The sequence below is a fragment of the Enterovibrio coralii genome (assembly GCF_001559595.1).
Taxonomy (GTDB): Bacteria; Pseudomonadota; Gammaproteobacteria; order Enterobacterales; family Vibrionaceae; genus Enterovibrio; species Enterovibrio coralii.
This window is the reverse complement of sequence record NZ_LNTY01000034.1, coordinates 48747-69377: the sequence shown is the minus strand read 5'-3', so window position 1 is coordinate 69377 and position 20631 is coordinate 48747. Positions and strand designations below refer to the sequence as shown.

At 50.3% G+C, this 20631-nt stretch carries 18 protein-coding genes and 5 pseudogenes; 8 read left to right on the top strand and 15 right to left on the bottom strand.

Features of this window, described 5'->3' with window-relative positions; genetic code table 11:
* Positions 1-83 precede the first annotated feature (83 nt).
* The 4 genes from ATN88_RS11635 to ATN88_RS11625 all read left to right on the top strand — a co-directional run bounded on the left by ATN88_RS11635 (position 84) and on the right by ATN88_RS11625 (position 4159).
* The gene (locus ATN88_RS11635) at positions 84-530 is read left to right on the top strand and encodes a PTS sugar transporter subunit IIA (protein WP_067415781.1); all 447 of its coding nucleotides are present in this window, start codon (positions 84-86) and stop codon (positions 528-530) included.
* Positions 531-548: 18 nt separating this feature from the next.
* Positions 549-884, top strand: coding sequence for a glycoside hydrolase family 38 N-terminal domain-containing protein (locus ATN88_RS28285; protein ID WP_269748139.1), 336 nt, complete (start codon positions 549-551; stop codon positions 882-884).
* Between the two features lie 11 nt (positions 885-895).
* On the top strand, positions 896-3202 hold the full coding sequence (locus tag ATN88_RS11630) for a glycoside hydrolase family 38 N-terminal domain-containing protein (protein ID WP_269748138.1): 2307 nt from the start codon (positions 896-898) through the stop codon (positions 3200-3202).
* A gap of 162 nt (positions 3203-3364) precedes the next feature.
* Positions 3365-4159, top strand: coding sequence for a MurR/RpiR family transcriptional regulator (locus ATN88_RS11625; protein WP_232313143.1), 795 nt, complete (start codon positions 3365-3367; stop codon positions 4157-4159).
* Positions 4160-4262: 103 nt separating this feature from the next.
* Here the strand turns inward: ATN88_RS11625 and ATN88_RS11620 are convergent, their stop codons facing one another.
* The 13 genes and pseudogenes from ATN88_RS11620 to ATN88_RS11560 all read right to left on the bottom strand — a co-directional run bounded on the left by ATN88_RS11620 (position 4263) and on the right by ATN88_RS11560 (position 17972).
* A complete protein-coding gene (locus ATN88_RS11620) occupies positions 4263-5189 on the bottom strand; it encodes a N(4)-(beta-N-acetylglucosaminyl)-L-asparaginase (RefSeq protein ID WP_067415775.1) in 927 nt (308 codons plus the stop codon).
* Positions 5190-5213: 24 nt separating this feature from the next.
* Positions 5214-6590: a M17 family metallopeptidase gene (locus ATN88_RS11615; protein WP_067415771.1), complete on the bottom strand. Its 1377-nt coding sequence runs from the start codon at positions 6588-6590 to the stop codon at positions 5214-5216.
* Positions 6591-6607: 17 nt separating this feature from the next.
* Positions 6608-7603, bottom strand: coding sequence for an ABC transporter ATP-binding protein (locus ATN88_RS11610; protein WP_067415768.1), 996 nt, complete (start codon positions 7601-7603; stop codon positions 6608-6610).
* A 4-nt stretch (positions 7604-7607) separates the two neighbouring features.
* A complete protein-coding gene (locus tag ATN88_RS11605; protein ID WP_067415766.1) occupies positions 7608-8588 on the bottom strand; it encodes an ABC transporter ATP-binding protein in 981 nt (326 codons plus the stop codon).
* A pseudogene (locus ATN88_RS11600) lies at positions 8585-9603 on the bottom strand (ABC transporter permease). Before ATN88_RS11600 ends, ATN88_RS11605 begins: the two are co-directional and overlap by 4 nt.
* 2 nt (positions 9604-9605) lie before the next feature.
* Positions 9606-10590, bottom strand: a pseudogene (locus tag ATN88_RS28280) (ABC transporter permease).
* Between the two features lie 126 nt (positions 10591-10716).
* Positions 10717-12372, bottom strand: a pseudogene (locus ATN88_RS11590) (ABC transporter substrate-binding protein).
* A gap of 160 nt (positions 12373-12532) precedes the next feature.
* A pseudogene (locus tag ATN88_RS11585) lies at positions 12533-14986 on the bottom strand (beta-mannosidase).
* A gap of 2 nt (positions 14987-14988) precedes the next feature.
* Complete coding sequence (locus ATN88_RS11580) at positions 14989-15288, bottom strand: PTS fructose transporter subunit IIB (RefSeq protein ID WP_067415763.1); 300 nt, start codon at positions 15286-15288, stop codon at positions 14989-14991.
* 235 nt (positions 15289-15523) lie between these two features.
* Positions 15524-16399, bottom strand: a complete 876-nt coding sequence (locus ATN88_RS11575; protein WP_232313137.1) for a Dyp-type peroxidase — start codon at positions 16397-16399, stop codon at positions 15524-15526.
* A 229-nt stretch (positions 16400-16628) separates the two neighbouring features.
* Positions 16629-17027: a hypothetical protein gene (locus ATN88_RS11570; RefSeq protein ID WP_067415757.1), complete on the bottom strand. Its 399-nt coding sequence runs from the start codon at positions 17025-17027 to the stop codon at positions 16629-16631.
* Positions 17024-17500, bottom strand: a complete 477-nt coding sequence (locus ATN88_RS11565) for a DUF2919 domain-containing protein (RefSeq protein ID WP_067415754.1) — start codon at positions 17498-17500, stop codon at positions 17024-17026. The genes ATN88_RS11570 and ATN88_RS11565 overlap by 4 nt, the downstream gene beginning before the upstream one ends.
* Positions 17501-17651: 151 nt before the next feature.
* Entirely contained in the window at positions 17652-17972 is a 321-nt protein-coding gene (locus ATN88_RS11560) for a heavy metal-binding domain-containing protein (RefSeq protein ID WP_067415751.1), read from the bottom strand.
* A gap of 113 nt (positions 17973-18085) precedes the next feature.
* Between ATN88_RS11560 and ATN88_RS28915 the strand changes: the two are divergent.
* From ATN88_RS28915 to ATN88_RS11545, 3 genes and pseudogenes are all read left to right on the top strand, one after another.
* A pseudogene (locus ATN88_RS28915) lies at positions 18086-18468 on the top strand (DUF2956 domain-containing protein).
* On the top strand, positions 18465-18905 hold the full coding sequence (locus ATN88_RS11550; protein WP_067415748.1) for a DUF1499 domain-containing protein: 441 nt from the start codon (positions 18465-18467) through the stop codon (positions 18903-18905). Before ATN88_RS28915 ends, ATN88_RS11550 begins: the two are co-directional and overlap by 4 nt.
* A 1-nt stretch (position 18906) precedes the next feature.
* On the top strand, positions 18907-19266 hold the full coding sequence (locus tag ATN88_RS11545) for an MmcQ/YjbR family DNA-binding protein (RefSeq protein WP_067415745.1): 360 nt from the start codon (positions 18907-18909) through the stop codon (positions 19264-19266).
* Between the two features lie 40 nt (positions 19267-19306).
* Here ATN88_RS11545 and ATN88_RS11540 read toward each other — a convergent pair whose 3' ends face one another.
* Both ATN88_RS11540 and ATN88_RS11535 read right to left on the bottom strand, forming a co-directional pair.
* On the bottom strand, positions 19307-19588 hold the full coding sequence (locus ATN88_RS11540) for a winged helix-turn-helix domain-containing protein (RefSeq protein ID WP_067415742.1): 282 nt from the start codon (positions 19586-19588) through the stop codon (positions 19307-19309).
* A gap of 164 nt (positions 19589-19752) precedes the next feature.
* Positions 19753-20058 carry an ArsR/SmtB family transcription factor gene (locus ATN88_RS11535; RefSeq protein ID WP_067415739.1) on the bottom strand — a complete coding sequence of 102 codons (306 nt, stop codon included), beginning with the start codon at positions 20056-20058 and terminating at the stop codon, positions 19753-19755.
* Between the two features lie 204 nt (positions 20059-20262).
* Here ATN88_RS11535 and ATN88_RS11530 point away from each other — a divergent pair, with 204 nt between their 5' ends.
* Positions 20263-20613: an ArsC family reductase gene (locus ATN88_RS11530; RefSeq protein WP_067415736.1), complete on the top strand. Its 351-nt coding sequence runs from the start codon at positions 20263-20265 to the stop codon at positions 20611-20613.
* Positions 20614-20631 lie beyond the last annotated feature (18 nt).

Below are 20631 nucleotides of genomic sequence, written 5' to 3'. Positions count from 1 at the left end.
CGTCCTCAGCCAGCGAAAACCTCAGAACCGGCACCGCAAGAAACGGTAACGACTGAAACAGCAACAACCAACGGATAAGCAACATGAACGCAGTATTTTCACTTGAACATATTTTAACGGATGCCCAGTCAACCACCCAGCAGGAGGCGTTTCGCTTCATCGCAGAAAACGCTTACCGCTTGGGTTTTGTCGACAGCATTGATGGGTTTCAAGCTGGCCTGAAAGCACGTGAAGACCATGACAGCACCGGTTTTATGGGTGGCATTGCGGTTCCGCATTGTAAGTCAGAGCACGTAAAAATACCGGGTATCTTCGTGGTTCGTTTTACGAACCCAATCGAGTGGGAAACCATGGATGATACCCCAGTGACGACCGTTGTGTCTCTGGCGATCCCAGCATCAGGCGCGGATGAAAGTCTGGTGATGTTGACCAAACTATCTCGTTCCATGATGAAGCCGGATATTCGAAACACACTGCAAAGCGACGACACGCAAGCGGTGCTGGATACCATCCATCAAGTGATTGCGTAATACAAAGCGGGCAGTGCTATGACGAAACAACTTCATGTGATCTCCCACACTCATTGGGACTTTGAATGGTACTTTTCTACCCATGAGTCGCTCATCCAGCTCATCTACCATATGGAAGAAGTGATGGATGCCCTTGAGAAAGGTGAAGTCGACAATTACTACCTGGATGGGCAATTGAGCATCGTTGAAGATTATCTCAATGCCTGCCCGCACCAAAAAAGCCGTTTTACTGCCTTGGTAGAAAGCGGCAAGCTAAAAATCGGTCCTTGGTATACCCAGACCGACCAGCTCATCATTGCGGGTGAATCTATCATCCGCAACCTGCAACTTGGCATCAATCTTGGCAAAGCCTAGGCGGTGTCGAGATGCTGGGTTATGTACCGGATTCTTTCGGTCAGAGCATGGACATGCCAAAGATCTATCGTGGTGTTGGCATTGATAAAACCGTGTTCTGGCGAGGCTTGTCGACCGATGTGTACCCACACCGTGAAGGTCGCTGGCAAAGCGAAGATGGCAGTGATGTTTTCTTCTACAACATCCGCGACGGCTACTACGTCGGCGGACAATTGATTTACAGTGATGACGCTGTCTCTCTCGCTAACCAAGTTGAAAAAGGCTGCTTGAGCGACGATATCGCCCTGCCCCTTGGCGGCGACCAGCGTTACGTTGACCGCAACGTAAAATCTCGCATTGAACAATTTAATCAGAAGCTGGCTGAAGCCAACGTCGACAGTCAATTGGTTGAAAGCAGCTACGATGCGCTATTTGCGCGCCTGAAAGCGCAAGATCTGCCAATGGATGTGTTGAGCGGTGAGATGATCGACGGACAAGTGTCAAAGATCCATCGCTCCATTTATTCGTCACGCGCCGATCATAAGCGTTTAAACGACATGCTTGAACGTCGCATCACGCTGGAGCTCGAGCCTCTAATGGCCTTAGCAACCCGCTTTGGCATCGGCTACCAAAAAGAGCTGCTCAACAACCTTTGGCGCATCGTGACGCGAAATCATGCCCATGACAGCGCGGGTGGCTGCAACACGGATAAAACCAACAAGATCATTGTTGAGCGCTTTGAACACGTCGACCAAATGTCGTCAGCGGCGCGCGATTACTTGGTACGCAAAGTTGCAGAATCACAGCAAGCACTAGAAAGCGGTGCAAGGCTGACACTGTTCAACACGCTGCCATTTGCACGAGAACACTCCAAGAAGCTAACCCTGTCGACCAAATCTGCGGGCTTTACCATTTCAACACTTACTGGCGAGCCCGTGCACTTTGATGTAATTGCCCAAAGCCAACATTACAACGGTAGCATTCAGCGCGATCCAAAAGACAATGATCCAAACGGTTACTACTACCAAACCGATATCGTGCTTTGCCATAGCGTGCCTGCACTGGGCTTTACGTCTTTAGTGATTGAAGAGACCCATGATGCGCAGACTCCGCTTGAGGAGAAAGCGACATTCCATATCGAGAACAACCGCTACCGCATCGAGTACACTGGCGGTGGATTGCACTTGATTGATAAACACAACGAGCGACGTTGGGATTACTTTCTGACCGCACGTGATGGTGGTGATGACGGCGATACCTATGATTACTCACCGCCAGCGCAAGACTGGGTGATCGACTTGTCGTTTAACCACGCAGAGTGCACAACACAATGCGGGACGCTGCAACACAGCCTGACGCTAAAAGGCCAATGGATGCTGCCAGAGAATCTGGAAGCACGCGCGCAACGTTTTGCCGATACCCAATGTGATTATGTCCTGACGCTGACGCTGCAAGACGGCCAACCTCTGTCGATGGAGTTCGACATCAACAATTACGTTGAAGACCATCGCTTGCAGTTGGTGGTCAATAGCCCAATTGAGACCAAAGAAAGCATTGCAGACACGCCGTTTGGCTTCGTCCGTCGACCGCACTATCAACTCCAAATGGCGGATTGGCGTGAGCGCGGATGGAAAGAAGAGCCTTGTGGCATCTATCCGATGATCAATTTCGTGAATCTGAGTGATACCACCACAAGCTTGTCCGTGCTAACACAAGGCATAAAAGAATACGAAGTGCTGCTTGAGTCACCATCTCAACCGAGCGGCAAAGTAGCACTGACTGTATTTAGAAGCGTGGGCTGGCTTGGCAAGCCTGATCTTATCCGTCGTCCGGGTATCGCATCCGGTCAACAGTACAAATACATTCCAACACCCGATAGCCAAATGAAAGGCCATCAAGTTGCCAAGCTGGCTTTGTTGTTGGATGAGAAATTCGATGCTGCAGCCATCAACCATGCCTCACAGTGTTGGAGCATTGAGCAGCCTTACTATCAAGCGCAGTCGCTCAACCAGTTCACCAACACCTTGAAGTATTTTGTGATGCATCCCCTTGCCGATGCAATTGGTGATGAAACCTCGCTGCTTACGCTGAATGCGCCTTTATTGGTTTGCACCAGCGTGCAGTATGACGACGATGCGCTCTATGTCCGCGTTTACAACCCGTCTGAATATGCGGTTGAAGATGGCGGCACCTTGCAGATGCATACCAAGGTCGCTGAAGCGTTTGAAACCAATTTGATGAATCAGCCGCTGCACATTGTGAACATCAGCAATAACGCGATTCATTTCGGTGCCTTCCGAGCGAAGCAAATCCGTACTTTCAAAATCTCGCTGGATTAAGAGGAGAGTTCGCCCGCTTTCTTGCTCACAATCTTGATGTTGCGACCCAAGCCAACAAGCCTGCCTTGACTGTGTGATTAAGGTAAAAAATGCTGAGTTTGGGGCTGCAACTTCAAGAATCAGGGGTATAGTGAGGCAAACTGACAATGGCCTATGGTACTGATGAACAAAGATATTGGACTGCTTTTTGAATATGCACGGAGCAAATTCACGTCTACCGACAGCAAGATTGCTGAGTACTTTCTCGCTCGAAAGCCAGTCAAAACCATTGAAGAACTCGCGGCAGAAATTGGTGTGTCTACCGCATCTATCACCCGCTTTTGCCAAAAGCTGGGGCTGAATAACTTCAAAGAATTCCTGTTTCTCTACCAAGAGCAACTGGAAAGCACCAAGCCACCCGCAACCCGTGAACATATTGGCCTTCACCAAGACTACTTCGACGTCTTACAGCAGCTTGATAACTGCATGGACACCCAAGTGATTGAACTGATCACGGCAGCGATTTCCCAGCACAAGATTATCCATATTTTCGGCACTGGCTTTAGTGCGCTGGCGGGCGGCGATTTTAAGTTCCGTTTCGGTCGTCTAGGCAAGTTTGTTGAAGTGGTGCAAGACACCAACTCTATGGTGATGTACCAAGACATTCTGACCACAGAGAACCTCGTCATCGTCTTGAGCTTAAATGGCTTGAATGAAGACATGGCGAAGGTGGTAAAAAACCTTACCGCGCGTGGTATCTCGACGTTTTTGATCACCTCTAACCCTAAATCGAAATTGGCGCGCCATGCCACGGCTACGCTGCTTACAGCCTCGCTTCACGGCGAAGAGCGTACTGGGATGATCACAGCACAATTGCCAATGCTGATGGCGATTGACCACCTCTACTATCACTATGTGTCCACCAATCGCGATACCATCAAAAACTGGGTATCGACCGAAGCGCACTTTGGCAAATAAGTCTATATGTACGCGACATTTCGCTAATTCACAGACACGAAAAAGCCGCTAATCAAAGCGGCTTTTGTTTTATCTGATGTATTGGTTTATCAGAGGTTTTGCATTAGCGAGTGAAAATCACCTCTGCTTGACGCTCTTCCGGTTTGTCCATGCCGGTTTGCCAGAACCAGTAGGTGATATTGCCCGGACAGTTCAGGCTCACCACTTTGTGATTACCATGGCGGTCAATCGCATGGATGGTCACGCCTTCGGTGTAACCGTCTTTGAGGTAATCCAAATCTTTAATGGCTTCATACACCGCCTCATCCAGACTCATGCCCATCTTCATGTAAAGCACCACAGCATGTGCCGTCGAGCAGCGGATGCTCATCTCTCCCGTATGGGTACACGCACACGCGCCATAACGGCTGTCTGCGTACGAGCCAGCACCAATGATTGGGCTGTCGCCTAAACGGCCTGGATATTTCCATGCCCAGCCAGAGGTAGAGGTCGCCGCACTGATTTTGTCATTGCTGTCTGCACACAAAAACACAGTCGTATCACGCACGCGCTCTGGGTCTGTCGCGTTGTTAGACAGCGGAGCCAACGGCACATTTGGAAAGGCTTGTTGCTGTTCAGACGTCATCGATTCTTCTAGCTTTTCCCACCAAACGCGTTTTGAATCTTCAATCAGGTTCTCACCGGCAACCGCACCAATTTCATTGGCAAAAATGGCTGCGCCTTCACCCACTAAAATCTCATGGTTTAGGTCAGTCATGACTTTGTACGCCACTTCTACCGGGTGCATGTAGCCTTTCAGTGCGCCGACTGCACCCGTTCTTAGGCTGTCACCGTCCATCACTGACGCATCCAATTCCATTTCACCCAGCACGTTTGGCCAGCCGCCAAAACCCACGGTGCGAACACGTGGGTCAAGTTCAACCAATTTGATGCCTTCCACCAAAGAGCGAAGACCTTCCTCTCCCGCTTGCAAACGACGAGCAGATTCTTCAATGCCTGGGTAGGCTTCAGAGTTGGCTAATAAAATCATGGTATTTCCTTATTTCTCGTTCTTTTATTTAGAAGCAATGTGTTGGCAAAGTGCCGTCAGCAGGAACGTGCCGTAGCCTGACGCCGCTTTTGGATAGATTTTGCGATGGGTCATGCCCAGCGACATGGCGGCAGAGTCGATATGAATCCACTTCTGATCAGGTGCCACAAAGTGATTGAGGAAGGTTGCAGCCACGCTCGCACTGCCGTCTCCGTCTTCTGCACCATGACGAACGTCGGCAAAATCACTCTTAAGGGATGCTTCATACAAGTCAGCACCAATTGGCATTTCCCACAGAGGCTCAGAACAGCTGTTACCCGCCACTTTCGCCAAGGCTTTCAGCTCATCACTATTACCCATCAAAGAGGCAAACGCTTTACCGAGCGACACGCCTGTTGCCCCCGTCAATGTGGCGATATCAATCAGGTAATCCGGTTGGTAGGTTTGCTGCGCATAGTGCATAACATCGGCCAATACCATGCGGCCTTCTGCATCCGTTGAGATGATTTCAACGCTTTTACCAGAAAGCATAGTGACGACATCGCCCGGCTTGATCGCGCGACCTGATGGCATGTTTTCCACCAAACCACACAAGCCAATTACACGCACAGGTAACTGCAATTGCGCAATCGCGTTGAGTGCACCAACCACCGCAGCCGCGCCGCCCATGTCCACTTTCATCGTGCTCATGCGAAGCTGGCCTTTGATGCTGATACCGCCGGTGTCAAAGGTGACGCCCTTACCCACCAGCGCAATCGTGGTTTTCGCGCCTTCTGGGTGGTAATCCAAACACAGCATGCGGCCATCGCGATCACTGCCTTGAGAAATGCCCACTAAGCCGCCAAAGCCCTGCTCACGCATTTCAGATTCGGTAAGAAAAGACAACGTGGTGTTATCCATTGGCAGCTCTTGCACCGCGCTGACGAAGGATTCTGGGTAGATCACATTACCCGGCTTGTTCACCAGCTCGCGTGCAATCAACTGGCTTTGCGCCAGCACTTGGCCTTCAAAGAAGGCATCCGTCAGTGCCTTGTCTTCTGTGACCATTTCGAACGCATTGATATTTGGTTCAAGGTGGAAGCTGTCTCTGTGTTTGTAATCGTATGACGACAACGCCAAGCCCAGTGACAACCATTTCACCCACACATCAGGCGCGTGCAGCGACAGCACGGTTTCGTCCAGGTGAAGCTCTAGACGCTGCGCTTTTTTAAACGTCGATGCCAAGATAAAGCCAATGTCCTGAACGTCAGCCACAGTGAAAGCCGTTTTGCTGATCTCGCCATTGAAACCGTCAACATCCTGATTTAACTCAAGGGACTTGCTATCACCCAACGTCAAATGAACGGTGCGAGTAGCCTTGCTCTCGGTGTCTTTGGTGCGAATAAACGCTAATTGAAACATCCTGATTTCCTCACGCGTTATTGTTCAAACAGATAACAACGCACAAAATGGTTTTCTGATAGTTGGGTCACGGGTGGCAGTGCTTCCTGACACCGTTTGGTAGCTTGGGTGCAACGACCCGCGAACGGACAGCCGACGCTGTCTGGCGTCCACAATGGAATTTCGCCGCGATTGCCCTTTAACTTTTCATGAATGGATTTGTTTGGATCTGGCACCGCTGACACCAGAAGCTGGGTGTACGGGTGCTGAGGGTCATGGATGATCTCTTCCACATCGCCCCACTCCACCATGTGGCCGACATACATCACTGCGAGGTCTTCAGCGATATAGCGTGCGGTGGCAATGTCATGGGTGATGTAAAGCAGGGCCATTTGACGCTCAAACTTCATCTCTTCCATCAAGTTCAACACGCCGGCACGAATCGAGACATCCAGCATGGATGTCGGCTCATCGGCGAGCACCACTTCCGCGCCAACGGCGATGTTTCTTGCCAGATTCACACGCTGGCGCTGACCGCCTGAAAGCTGATGCGGATATTTCGCTGCCGTCTCTTTCGGTGGCGTCAGTCCTACTTGCAACAGCAAGTCATACACCATGTCTTCCAATGCTTTTTTATCGCTACCATCCACTTTGTTGTGGATCAGTAGCGGACGGGCAATATGGTGAAAAATGGTGTGGGTTGGGTTTAGCGAACCGAAGGGGTCTTGCCACACCATTTGCACGCCTTGGCGGTAAAGCATCAGTTCATCACGTTTGGTGATGCCCTGAATATCACGGCCAAAGTACTCGATGGTGCCGCCCGTTGGTGGATACATTTTGGCAATCATCTTTGCCGTGGTGGACTTGCCAGAGCCCGACTCGCCCACCACCGCCAAACCTCGGCCTTTATACATTTTGAACGACACGTCATTGATGGCGCGCATTTTGGATTTTTGCAGCGAGTTGCTGTTCACTGAGAAATCCTTGATGAGGTTTTTCCCCTCAATGATGAGAGTTCCTGTTGGCTTGCTCATTCTCTTACCCCTTGATGCTCTGCGCAGTAAACAAATGGCAGTTTGATAAACGCCCCGGCTCAATCAGCTTGAGTTCGGTTTGCTGGGTAAAACAGCTCGGCTGTGTTTTGCCGCAGCGCGCTTGGAAACGGCAGCCTTTTGGAATATCAAACAGGTTGAGCGGACTTCCCGGAATACCGGTCAGCTTGGTTTTTGGGCCCGTTAGCGGCGGGAATGAGCTTCCCAACCCTTCGGTGTAAGGGTGGAACGGTGTCGTCAGAATTTGTTTTGACGGCGCCACTTCGATGAGTTCACCCGCATACATGATGCCGATGCGATCCGAGAACTCGACCATCAAAGACAAGTCATGCGTAATGAACAAAATGGAGAAGCCAAACTCCTCTTTCAGCGCATAGATTTTTTGCAGAATTTCACGCTGAACCACCACATCTAGTGCGGTGGTTGGCTCATCCATGATGATCATTTTCGGGTTCAGTGCGAGGGCAATCGCGATCACCAGACGCTGGCGCATCCCACCTGAAAATTGGTGTGGATAATCACTCAAGCGACTCGGGTGGATATCCACGATTTCAAGCAAGCCTTCCGCACGACGCTTGGCCTGATCGCGGGTAAAGCTGGTATGACGCATGATGACATCGCAAAACTGCTCTTCCATCGTCAACACAGGATTGAGTGCATTCATCGCACTCTGGAATACCATGGAGACTTCTTTCCAGCGAAAGCGCGACATGGCGTCATCCGATTTTTTCAGCAAGTCGCCGTGACCATCGAAGAAGATCTCGCCATGTGAGATGTAAGCTGGCGGCTTGTGCAGGCGCATGAGGGAAAAGGCCACGGTAGACTTTCCGCACCCTGACTCTCCCGCCAGACCAAACACTTCGCCTTTGCCGATATCAAAACTGACGTTGTTCACCGCGCGGACATCGCCCGCGTCAGTGATGTAATCCACGCACAAATCGCGGATAGAAATTTGCGGTTCTGTCATGACTGCTGCCCTTTTTCAAACACAGGACGGTTGGTTTTCTCGTTTGACTGCGCCCACTTGTTACGCATCTTCCACAGGCGTAACCCTTTGTGAGAGCGAAGCTGTGGGTTAGCGATTTCATCCACGGCGAAGTTCAAAAGGGACAGACCAACAGCAATCAGCGTCAGTGCAAAACACGGTGCCAAAATTTCCCACCACGCACCAATTAGCATCGACGATGAAGTTTGAACGTTGTAGAGCATCACGCCCCAACTGATTGCATTTGGATCGCCAAGGCCAAGGAACGACAAGCTCGCTTCGGTCATGATTGCCAACAGCACACAGCCGATAAAACTCGCGCCTAGAATCGACATCAGGTTCGGCAGAATCTCAATCGCGATGATGCGCCACGTCTTCTCACCTAACACTTCTGCGGCGTGCACGAACTCTTTTTCACGGACAGACAGGGTTTGCGCTCGCACCACCCTTGCCCCCCATGCCCAGGAAGTGATAGCAATGACCACCGCAATCGTCGCAGGCCCGGCCTGACCAATGAAGGCGGCGATAATGAACAGCAGCGGTAACTGAGGCACCACCAGCATGATGTTCATGCTGCAGAGAGGTAGTCATCAACCTTACCGCCGAAATAGCCCGCAGTAACACCAATCGCAGTCGCAAGGAAACACACCATGACACCGGCACCAATACCAACTGCCAGCGAGGTTCTTGCGCCGTAAACCAGCTGAGACCAGATATCGCGTCCCATACGAGACGTACCCAGCACGTGGTCAGCCCCTTCGGACATCATCAAACGGCGAGGGTTAGTCGCGAGGTTCTTTGCAATCCAACCATCAGGGTTGTCTTGCGCTGCTTTCACCACAAACGCCGGATACTCGTGCGGGTTGCCTGTGCCTACATCGGGGGCATGCTTGGTGATGAGCGGAGCAAAAATGGCCGCCAACGCAAACATGGCAAGGATGATTAACCCCGCGAGGGATTTCTTGTTCCCGATGAGAAGTTTCATAAAGCCTTTCATGATCATTTACCTCCCTTGCGCAGGCGAGGGTCGAGGTAGACGATCATCAGATCTGCGAGGAAATTGAAGAACAACATAAACATGGTCATCAGCAGCAGCTGACCTTGCAGTACCTGATAGTCGCGGGCGTGGATGGCGTTTAGCAGCACAGTGCCAAGACCTGGGTAGTTGAAGATCATCTCAACAATCAGCTGACCACTGATTGCAGAGCCCAATGCCATAGAAAGTGCCGTGACACTCGGTAGCATGGAGTTACGCGCGGCGTAGTTGAAAACAACACGGTTCTCGCTCAAGCCCTTGGCTTTCGCCATGGTGATGAAGTCTTCGTTGAGCAGGTTAATCATGTTGTTACGCATGCTGATCAGGAAGCCGCCAATCTGCCCGATGGTGGCACAGAAAAGCGGTAAGACAGCGTGATAGCAACGTCTTTGTAGAATGCCCAGCTTGACCAATCAGGCTCTGTCCCCACCGTGTAGGCGTTACCCGACGGGAACCATTCAAGGCCGACCGCAAAGGTGTAAAGCACTAGCATGGCGACAACCACCGATGGGATGGATTGCACCACCAACATGCTTGGCGAGATGAAAGAATCGTAATGGCTACCGCGACGCCAAGCGGCGAAAATACCCAGCACCGAGCTATACAGAACGCCAGGATGATGGCCGAGCCCGTTAGGAACAGAGACCAACCGACCGCGCTGCCCAACAGTTCATTTACTGTGATGGGGTAGTACTTGATCGACAGTCCCCAGTTACCGGTGAAGATATTGCCGAGGTACGACAAGTACTGCTGCGGTAACGGCGCGTCCACAAAGCCCAGCAGCTTTTTCATGGACTCAATACGCTCTGGCGTCACCTCTGCCGTGGCATTGGCAAACATCATGGTGACCGGATCGCCCGGCATGGCGCGGGGCAAAATAAAGTTCAGTGTGGCGGCAAACAACAAGGCCATTAAATAGAATGAAAGCCGTCGAAGAAAAAAGCCCATACCTTCTCCTCAGATACAGTTAACCCGGCGCATATAGAAATGGGCGTGCCCATTTCTATTACGCTTAGCGGTGTTTATTCACGAGAAATCGGGGATACACGAGAGATGTGCATCCCCGTCATAGCGTTAGCTTTTTGGTTTCAGATCCAGTACATGCAGCAAGCGCTCTGGCACGCCTGCCCATGACATTGGACGACCTTTTGGATTCTCTTCGTTCCACCAGCCAGTAAAGCGGCTTTCATTGAACTGATACACATCCACACCCGACATCACTGGCACCGTAATTTGATTTTCAGCGATGATTTTTTGGATCTTATGGGCGATTTGTACCTGTTCGTCTTGTTTGTCGGTTTTGTAGAAGCTGTCCAGCAGCGCATCTAGCTCGTCGTTTTGGAAGAAGTGCATCGCATAGCGTGGTGAGTTAGCCCCTTCTTGATAACGAGAGTGGAACGCGCGGTTCCAGTAGCGGTGAGGTCTGCACCAATCACGTAGTTGGTGTACGCCACATCGTAGGTACCCGACAGCATGGCTTGGTTATAAACCGCAAAGTCTGCGGTGCGTGCTTTGGCTTTAATGCCCACTTTCTGAAGCTGCTCAACGCCCAACTGAACGGCGTTGTTAAAGTCAGTCCAACCGGTTGGTGATTGCAGCTCAAGCTCGATTGGCTTGCCCGTTGGGGTTTCCACAAAGCCATCGCCATCGATGTCCACAAAGCCTGCCTCTTTCAGCAATGCTTTTGCGTTATCCATGTTGAAGGTGTTGTAGACCTTGTATTGGTTGTAGGTGTCTTTGTTGGCCCAAAAGTCGAACACTTTACCAAGGCCAGACGCGTAATCGTTCACCACACCATTGCCGTAAAAAGCGATGTTGATGATTTTCATGCGGTCAATCGACATAGAGAACGCGCGACGGAAATCGATATTGTTGATGGCTTCATTGTTGCAGGGTGCGGCGTTTTGAAGTTCAACATGAAAGATTGCGGACCCGCTGCTGGGTACCAGTATTGGTGGTGCGGACTTCTCGCCGAGTACACCATGTCGATGTCGGGAATAAATGCACCGGACCAGTCGAGCTCAGATTGATGATTTTACTCAGTAGCTGATCGTTGTTGGCAATTTGTGGCACACGCAAGCAATCGACATCGAGGTTGTCGTTGTCCCAGTAGTTCGGGTTACGACACTGAATGTAAAGCTGAGGGGTAAAGGTGTCAATTTCGGTAAATGGACCTGAACCCACTGGGTTTTCATTGGTGAAAAGCTCCGGCTTTTCAATGTCCTGCCAAATGTGTTTTGGCACGATTGGAATGCTCGAGATCTCGTAAGGCACATTGGTGTTCACTTCCGTCAGATCGAAGATAACCTTGTTACCCTCTTGTCTGACTGACTTAATCCACGTATCCATGCCTTTAGGGTCAAGCTCTGGTTTTTCCTTGATTAGCTCAAACGAATAGACAACGTCTTCTGCGGTAAATGGCTTACCGTCTGACCATTTCACACCCTCACGGATCTCAAAGGTCACCTGCATCAAATCTTCCGAAAGATAGTAATCCTTCGCCAGACGCATCACAGGCTTGTTTCCATGCATCTGGTTAAAGACCACCAGAGGCTCATAAATAAAGTCCGTGGTCGTGCGCAGGGTCGTCGACAGGAAGGGGTTGAAGTTTCTGATCATGGTTGGATAAAAATCCGAGACGATGGTCAGCTCGTGTCTATCTGCGGCAATAGCAGTTGGCGCGGTCAAAGCGGCAAGCACAATTGCTGCAAGTTTCGTTTTGCTAAGCATTGGGTGTCCTTACTTCAAATTACGTTGTTGCCATATCCTTGCCACACGAAAACGTAGGCGTAGCAGTCACTCACACTCAAAGTGTTTTGCCAAATTTTGGGTGCACGAAACCACACCATTGGCGACGTGAGTCGCCAATGGTTTTTCCTATCCAACGTTTTTAGTGAGTTGGGGTATAGCTTTGCGCTAAGTGGTAGATCGAAAGTTGCGACCTGATTTCATCCGCCGTTGCTGAACCTGTGTAGGTTAGCGTGACCGGACGGCATGGCATCAGGGTGAAGCTTGAATCGTTAAAGCGTCCTTCGTCTGCAAATTCGGCGTGGACAAAGAATGCTGGTTTGTCGGTCGACAAGGTGACAGTGATTGTGCCGTCGGTGTCTTCAACCAAAGCATTAACCGTTGCTTTTGGCAGCGGCAGACGCTTGTACACATCATCAAACCAAGTGTTTGTCAGCGTTTGGCCGTCACATTCCATGTCTACATGGAAGAAGCCTTCGTGCTGGCGCTCAACAATCACATTGCGATCGCATTGCCACAGCACGTGGTTACCGTCTTCTTCAAGCATGGCTTCCACTGGCCAAGTATCAATCACTTCACCTTGCCAGTCGTACCAAGTGACCTGCCCTTTGGCATTCACCTGACGGTGCTCATCATTGATCACATTCAGTTTCAAGGTTTCGCCATCATCAACAAACACTGCCAGTTGAGGAGCAAAGAAGCGTTTTGCGTGGTAGTGAAGTTGTTTCCAACGACCTGTGTACTCGATGCTCGACCAAGAACTTACCGGCCAGCAGTCATTCAACTGCCAGTACAAAATGCCACGACAAAGCGGTTTATTCGCACGCCAGAACTCACTCGCGGTCTTGATGCTAACGCCTGCTGTACTTGGCTCAGATACAACATCTGGCAAAGTCGACCGGGAATCGGAAGTAGCGCGTGAACATTTCGGTCATGATGCTGTTGCCGCGACCGTTCTTCTGATGTTGCTCAAAGGTTGGCGAAGTCACGTTCCAATCTTCTTCCGCTGCAAAGGTTTTCACCGTTGGCAGTGAAGGCCACGACTGGTAACCAAACTCACTACAGAAGCGTGGTTTCACACTGTGGTAAGCATCAAACGACTTGCCTGAGTGCCATACATCCCAAAAGTGCATGTCACCTTTGTTGTCATCGTGCCATGCATCACCAAAATCCAGCTCACCGTTACAAGGTGAACTCGCCCAGAAGCGACGGCTTGGGTCTTCGGTTTCAACCACTTCTTGCAACACGCGGTTCAGACGGTCGTAGTTCACCACGTATTTCTCGCGGTTGTTTTTCGACTCTGGGTACCAGCTGATCGCACCGATCACTTCGTTGTCACCACACCACAATGCCAGCGATGGATGATCGCTCAGACGACGCACTTGCTCGGTGATTTCGATACGAACATCATCCAAAAACTCCGGCGTGGATGGGTAAAGTGCACAGGAGAACATCAAGTCCTGCCACACCAGCAGACCCAGTTCATCACACAGGCTGTAGAACACATCACGTTCATACATGCCGCCGCCCCACACACGAATCATGTTCATGTTGGCCGCTTTCGCATCTTCCAAAAGACGGCGGTATTGCTCAGGTGTTTGTTTACCCGGCATCGCATCCAATGGGATCCAGTTTGCGCCTTTCGCCATGACAGCTTTGCCGTTTACCACAAAGGTCATGGCTGCACCGGCCTCGTCTTCTGACGTATCCACCATCAGCTCACGAAGACCCAGTTGCTTTTCAACAGCTTGACCATCGAGCGCGACACGCAGTTGGTAAAGCGGTTGCTCGCCGTAGCCAGCAGGCCACCAGCGTTGAGGGTTTTCCACGTTGAAGCGCACTTCTGCGTGACCACCCGTGATTTCTGCCGTCACTGATTGGCACTCGCCCGCTGGCGATACCAATTCACACTCGGCGATTTGCGTTTGCGCGCCTTCCAACAGTTCCGCACTGATTGATGCAATGACAGTACATTGACCGTCTTGCTCCCACTCTTGACGCGTTCTTACGTCATTCAAACGCGCTTGAGATATAGGTTGGATGCGAATGCTGTCGTAGATGCCGCTTACCAGCAGACAAATGCCCCAGTCCCAGCCCGCATGACACTGCGTTTTACGCAAGGTGTTCATGTGCGGTACTTGGTTGTTACCCACCGCCCAAGGCACCGGGAACGGCAGGCGTTCTGCGCGTGCTTTGCTTCGACATCAGCGCGGTTCAAGGTCACACGAATCTGGTTCTCGCCTTCACTTAGCAATGGACGAATGTCGCGACGGTAATGACGGAACATGTTGCTGCAATGAAGCGCAGTCACGCCATTCACCTCAATCTGCGCCATGGTATCCACCATGCTCAGGATCAGGTCGACTTGCTGTGCATCTAGTGTGTTTGCATCCACTTCAAACGTGCGGGTCATTTGCCAGTCATGTTCGCCCACCCATTGCACTTGGGTTTCATTACAACCAAGGTATGGGTCAGGAATGATCTCTGCCGCGAGCAGCGCAGAGTGAACATCACCAGGCAGCGTGATTGGCGCGGTAATCTCTGGATTGGTCAGCGATGAAAGTTGCCAAATGCCATCAAGATTGAATGCATTCATGATTATGCCTCCACTGCATCCAGTGCTTCTGAAGGATTCACCACCAAACGCTTGACGGTGGTTTGAATGATTTTCTTGCCTTCAAAACGCTCTGTGCCGTTTAGCTCGATGTCTGTGGTCAGGATAACGGCATCCGCTTGGGTCACGTCATCCGCAGAGATCTCGTTCTCTGCGCCCAATGCACCTTGGGTTTCCACTTTGATGGTCCAGCCTCGAGCAATTGCAGCTTGTTCGAGTGACTCCGCCGCCATGTAAGTATGGGCAACGCCAGAAGGGCAAGCGGTAATCGCAACTATGTTCATGTTTAACTCCAGCACGTCTTTCTTATTTCTCCCAATGAGTAACCGACTCAAAGGGTTATTGATGGAGAAATGATCGCATAGCTGACAAAAGCGTCGAGCGAGATTTACTGGACATTTTTACTTCCTGTCACAAAAGCGAATACCGATCATGTTTCATCGCAACTTTCTTATGCTGTGTGAAAAACAAGCGAAAAAAAAGCACTCCGAAGAGTGCTTTTTTGCGTTTCGTTGAGGCTTACGCCATTACAGATAGCGCTTCCATGGACGGTGCATAGAAGTAAGCACCCGTCACTGGTTTGGTAAAGCGCAACATCATGTCGGTCTTGCCGTCGCGCTCGCCAAACATGCTTTCAAGCATGGTGCGGTGAACGTGTTGGGTATGGCAGTATGCGATGAACAGCAAGCCGTGATCGCCCGATACCGAGCCGTAAGGCAGGCTGTGGCGAACCATTTTCAGGCCCTTGCCGTTTTCTTTGATATCGACACGACCAACGTGAGACGTAGCAGGCACGTCGTCCAGCTCGATGGAGTCAGGCTTAGTGCGGCCAATCACTTTCTCTTGTTGCTTAACAGACAGGGGTTCCCATGCATTCAGGCTGTGTACATAGCGCTGAAGCATCACCATGCTGCCACCCGCACATTCGCCGTCAGCAATGATCGCAACATCACGACGTGCATCATCACCTTCTGGGTTCTCAGTGCCGTCAATGAAGCCTGTCATGTCACGTGAATCCAAGTAGCGGTAGCCGTAGGTTTCATCAACAATCGTCACGTCCGCAGCAATGTCAGCAACAAACTTACGCAGCAAGAAGAAGTTCAAATCGTGGCGCGTAGAGTGAACGTGAACCAGAAAATCACAATCTGTCACAGGTGCTTGAGTATCACCTTCACCCAAAGCGCGGAAAGACTGAAAATCTTCTGGGGTCGCAATACCATTTTCCTTGCAAAACGCCGGTGAAAAAGAAACAGCGGCTTTCATGTCTGCGCCCGGTTGCGTCGCGTTGATGTCATCAACAAGCTGGTGCAGTGCACCACAACGAGATTTAACTGCTGCCGCAGACCCCGTTACTTTGAACAGAACGTAAAGCGCAAATGGCCCTGCATCGGCCACAATGGCTGGCTGAGAAATTGCATGGTATCCTCCAGATAAATACTGCTTTATCAGCTTCTAATGTCTGATAATTTCCTATTTGGAGAGCCGACAGGCAAGATGGTGACGCGTTCTTTCCACAGGCGCAGAAAGAAGCAAAAAGTCATCGGCAACGCGGCATCTCCACAGATGGGAAAAGCATAATGCCACGATTCTGCCGATACTTTGTCTCAGATCGTTAAAGATTTGATTAAACGGACGTAATTTCGACTTCCAGAGAAGCAAATTCATCCAGATGTTCGTTGCTGGTGTTAATCGACGCCGGTGCGTTCAGCCCCGCGCTGACGATAGGTGACATGATGGTACGCCATGCGCCATCATCGCATTGCTCTTGCACCAGCAGCGAAATTTTCACTTCATCTGCCGTGACTTCCAAAAGCTCTGCTTTGCCAATCAGTGAACCGCTAGGTGTGCCGTTATCAAACAACACGGTTTCTTCACCAGGAATTAAAGAGACAGAACTCTGCGCGCTGTGGTGTTTGCCCGCACGGTCCATTTTGAAGTTAACGTCGACTTGCCAGTCCGCCATCGCCAAAGGGCTTAGCATGGCACTAAACAGCACAAGTCCTTTCTTCCACTCGTTCTTCATTTTTCTTCTCGTGTAATAGGAGCTTCAAATAAAAACTGAATGCGGCGGCTTCTGAAAAGGTAGGTAACCAGCCAAATCGCGATCAGTAACGTTAATGCACCACTCCAGTGGAAAGCCCACTGCTGTGCAATAAGGTGCTTGATTTGCAGCATCAAGTCACAGGCAAACGCCGCGATAAGAATGATCTTTCCTTTGTGCCAGATCTTCTCAAGAAACGCAGGATAGCGATGAACGTTGCCCGCCAAAAGCATCAAGGCAACCGCCGGAAAACCAATGCCGAGTCCGATGTAAAGTGCATCATGATGCGGGTAAAACAAGGAAAGCAGTGTTTGTCCCTGCTCTCTGCTCACGCCGGCGATGATGAACACCAACCATGATTTAGCCAGGTAAAAGCAACTCAACCAAAACATTAAATTCGGTTTCGCGTTGCCGTGTTTATCGTAATAGTCTGGGGATTGGTAAAGCGTCTTCATTGCACTATCTGTTTGCCAGTTGGACATTAATAAAACAATGTTCACAACCTAAAAGTTACTGTGTCAGTATTTATGGGGGCGGCATAGCACCAACTCAAATTTTTGTGGGTTGGCGCAGCCCATTTCAAGAAAACTTCCCATCGACGTCACATTATCCCAACGTCACTGCGGTCCCGCTAACACTGACCATTAACATTCCGCCGTTAGGGCCAACAACTTCGTAGTCCAAATCGATGCCGACCACGGCGTTACCGCCCGCCTCACGCGCACGCTCTTCCAGTTCACGAAACGCGATTTCACGTGCTTTGGCCAACTCTTGTTCATAGGCTGCAGAGCGCCCGCCCACAATGTCACGAATACTGGCGAAGATATCCTTGAACAGGTTGGCACCCAATATGGCTTCGCCAACGACCACGCCGTGGTAGTGCTTGATATCTCGACCTTGTACTGTTGGTGTTGTTGTTAAGATCATCTGTCTGCTCTCCTTTTTCACATAATGGACGTTTGACACGAATTCCGTTTTTAGGTTTCGTGGTCATTCATTAACAACGTTATACTCCCTCCAAAGCTAGAACAGAAAAAGACATCAAGATGACGAGTGCGACTCCTTCTCCAGAAACACAACAAGAAGCAATGAAAATCGCCAAGGCGACGCAAAAGCCGGGGCAAACCAAAGAGCAGACCAAGCTTATTGCTCAAGGCATTGAAAAAGGCATTGCGCTGTATAAGAAGCAGCAAAAAGCCAAATCACGTGAACGCGACAAGGACAAAAAGAAGCAAATCAGGCGAAGCAAGCCGCCAAGCAGGAAAACGAAACAATCGGTGTTTCCGTGACTGAATCGGCGAGCAGCGCGTCCAATAGCAAACTGCCGTGGATTTTGCTGGTGTTGAGCTGGGTAGCTTTGCTGCCTACATTGCTCTGTCTCAATCTGCGATCTAAGCCTTCCAACTCAAGGACGACGACGTGAAAAAGACAATACAACTATCAATTTGCAGCTTGGCTCTCATGCTGGTTTTAGGCTGTGCGCAAGGAGACGAAACCGTGACTGATAAATCTCTGCAACCTTGTGGCGATAAACCTAATTGTGTCTCGACAGTAGATACCCGTGAAGACCACAACATTGCCCCTTTCACACTGGCTTCTGATGACGTCACTATGCTGCAAATCTCAGAGGTCGCCCTGACGCTGCCTGGCGCACGCATGGCTGAGCTAAACGCTGACTATGCGCGTCTGGAAAGTGTCAGCCGTATCATGCGCTTTGTTGATGATTTAGAACTTCGTATCGACGGCGATCAGCTTATCGTGCGTTCTGAATCTCGCGTCGGGTATTCGGATTTCGGTGTTAACCGCAAACGTGCTGAGGCATTGCGAGAGGCTCTGACAAACGCCGGACTCATTCAGTAATATGGACATTCCAGCACTCAAAGCACACAGCGACGCCCTGATTGGGATCAGACACGATGTGAAATGGGGCGGCGTGGATGTGTACAGTGTTCATCAAACCAAGATGGTTTGTATTTTCTATGACGGAGAGAAAATGGCCTGCAAAGTGCCAGACGATCTCTTCATTATGATGGCGGAAATCCCAGATTGCCGCCCTGCTCCGCACTTAGCCAGAGCGGGTTGGATAGAGTTCGGCAAAGCTTGCCCGTTGCCGACCGCTGAGCTTCAACGCATCATTACCCAGTCTTGGCATTTGGTCGTGGACAAGCTTCCAAAGTATGTGCAAAAAGCCCTTCGGCCTCAGGAAGCTGAAAACCAGTAGAAACAAAAAACGCAGCGTTGACGCTGCGTTTCTAAATCTTTCAATGAACGAGGTTGCCCACGATGTCTTGTCGACGCTCCTCCACCCATTCACGTTTAAATGGACCCCAGTCAGTTAAACGGTAATAACCGTCATTGTGACGACGACCATCCTGAATGAATGACAATTCAATACCAAGACCTGCGAGCGACTTGATCACGTCCTGAATAGTACGACGTGGCCAGCCGGTTGCTTCGATCAAACGCGGAACATTTGGGCGTTCCATTTCTTCAACTAAGAAAGCGAGATACAGTCTTCTAGCAAAAACCGGATTCAGTTCCATTGAGACCTCCTAATATGCACTGCGTACCATTATTCAACGAATTGCAAATCAGGCATTGCGCTCGATCAATATGAGTACGTATTCAATGACGTACAAAAATGCGCAACGATAACTGGATCTCGACCTTGGCCAAATGTGTAAAACGAAGGTGACGTGCCACTCACTTAATTGTTGGGTGAAGCGTCACACCAAGCGTTTTGAATGGCATTGATAAGACGTTCAACTTTGTCGTCAGAAATACGATAAAACACGGTTTGAGATACTTTGCGCGTCGCAACCAAGCCAGATTGGCGCAACACGGTAAGGTGCTGAGAAAACGCAGACTGGCTAAGGGTGGTGTTTTCCATCAACGCAGAGACATTTCGTTCCCCTTCACGCAGTTGGCAAAGTACAAGCAAACGCTCAGGGTGAGACAGCACACGCAACACCTCTGCTGCCGCTTTAGCATCCTGAAATAGATCTGCGCTCATACTCACTCACCACCGACTCAATAAATTAGACATGACTAATTTAGCATAACCCAATCTCTTCACCTATTCCCTTCTTTAGTGGCTCACGGATTCTTGCGACACAATGTGAATGTTCTGTAAACGGATGATTTCAAGTGCCTTGCTTTCAACCGTGCGCAATGTCAATCTATCCATCCAGACATATCGCTCAAGAGGAAGCAGTCAATGACCACAGTGGTATACGGCATTAAGAATTGTGACACCATCAAAAAGGCCGTGAAATGGCTGGAACAGGAAGGTCAAACGTTCACTTTTCATGACTACCGTAAAGATGGCATCGATCAGGACATGCTGAAGCAATTCGTTGATGCGCTGGGTTGGGAAGCTCTGGTTAACAAACGTGGCACGACATTCCGTGCATTGTCAGACGAGCAGAAAAACAACCTAGACGAAACCAATGCCATTGCACTGATGTTGGTTCAACCGGCCATGATCAAGCGCCCGCTGCTGGCTCACGGCGGTAACTACTACCTTGGCTTTAAACCTGCCGAGTACGAATCTATTTTTAGCGAATAAGCGAACACACAAAGGACA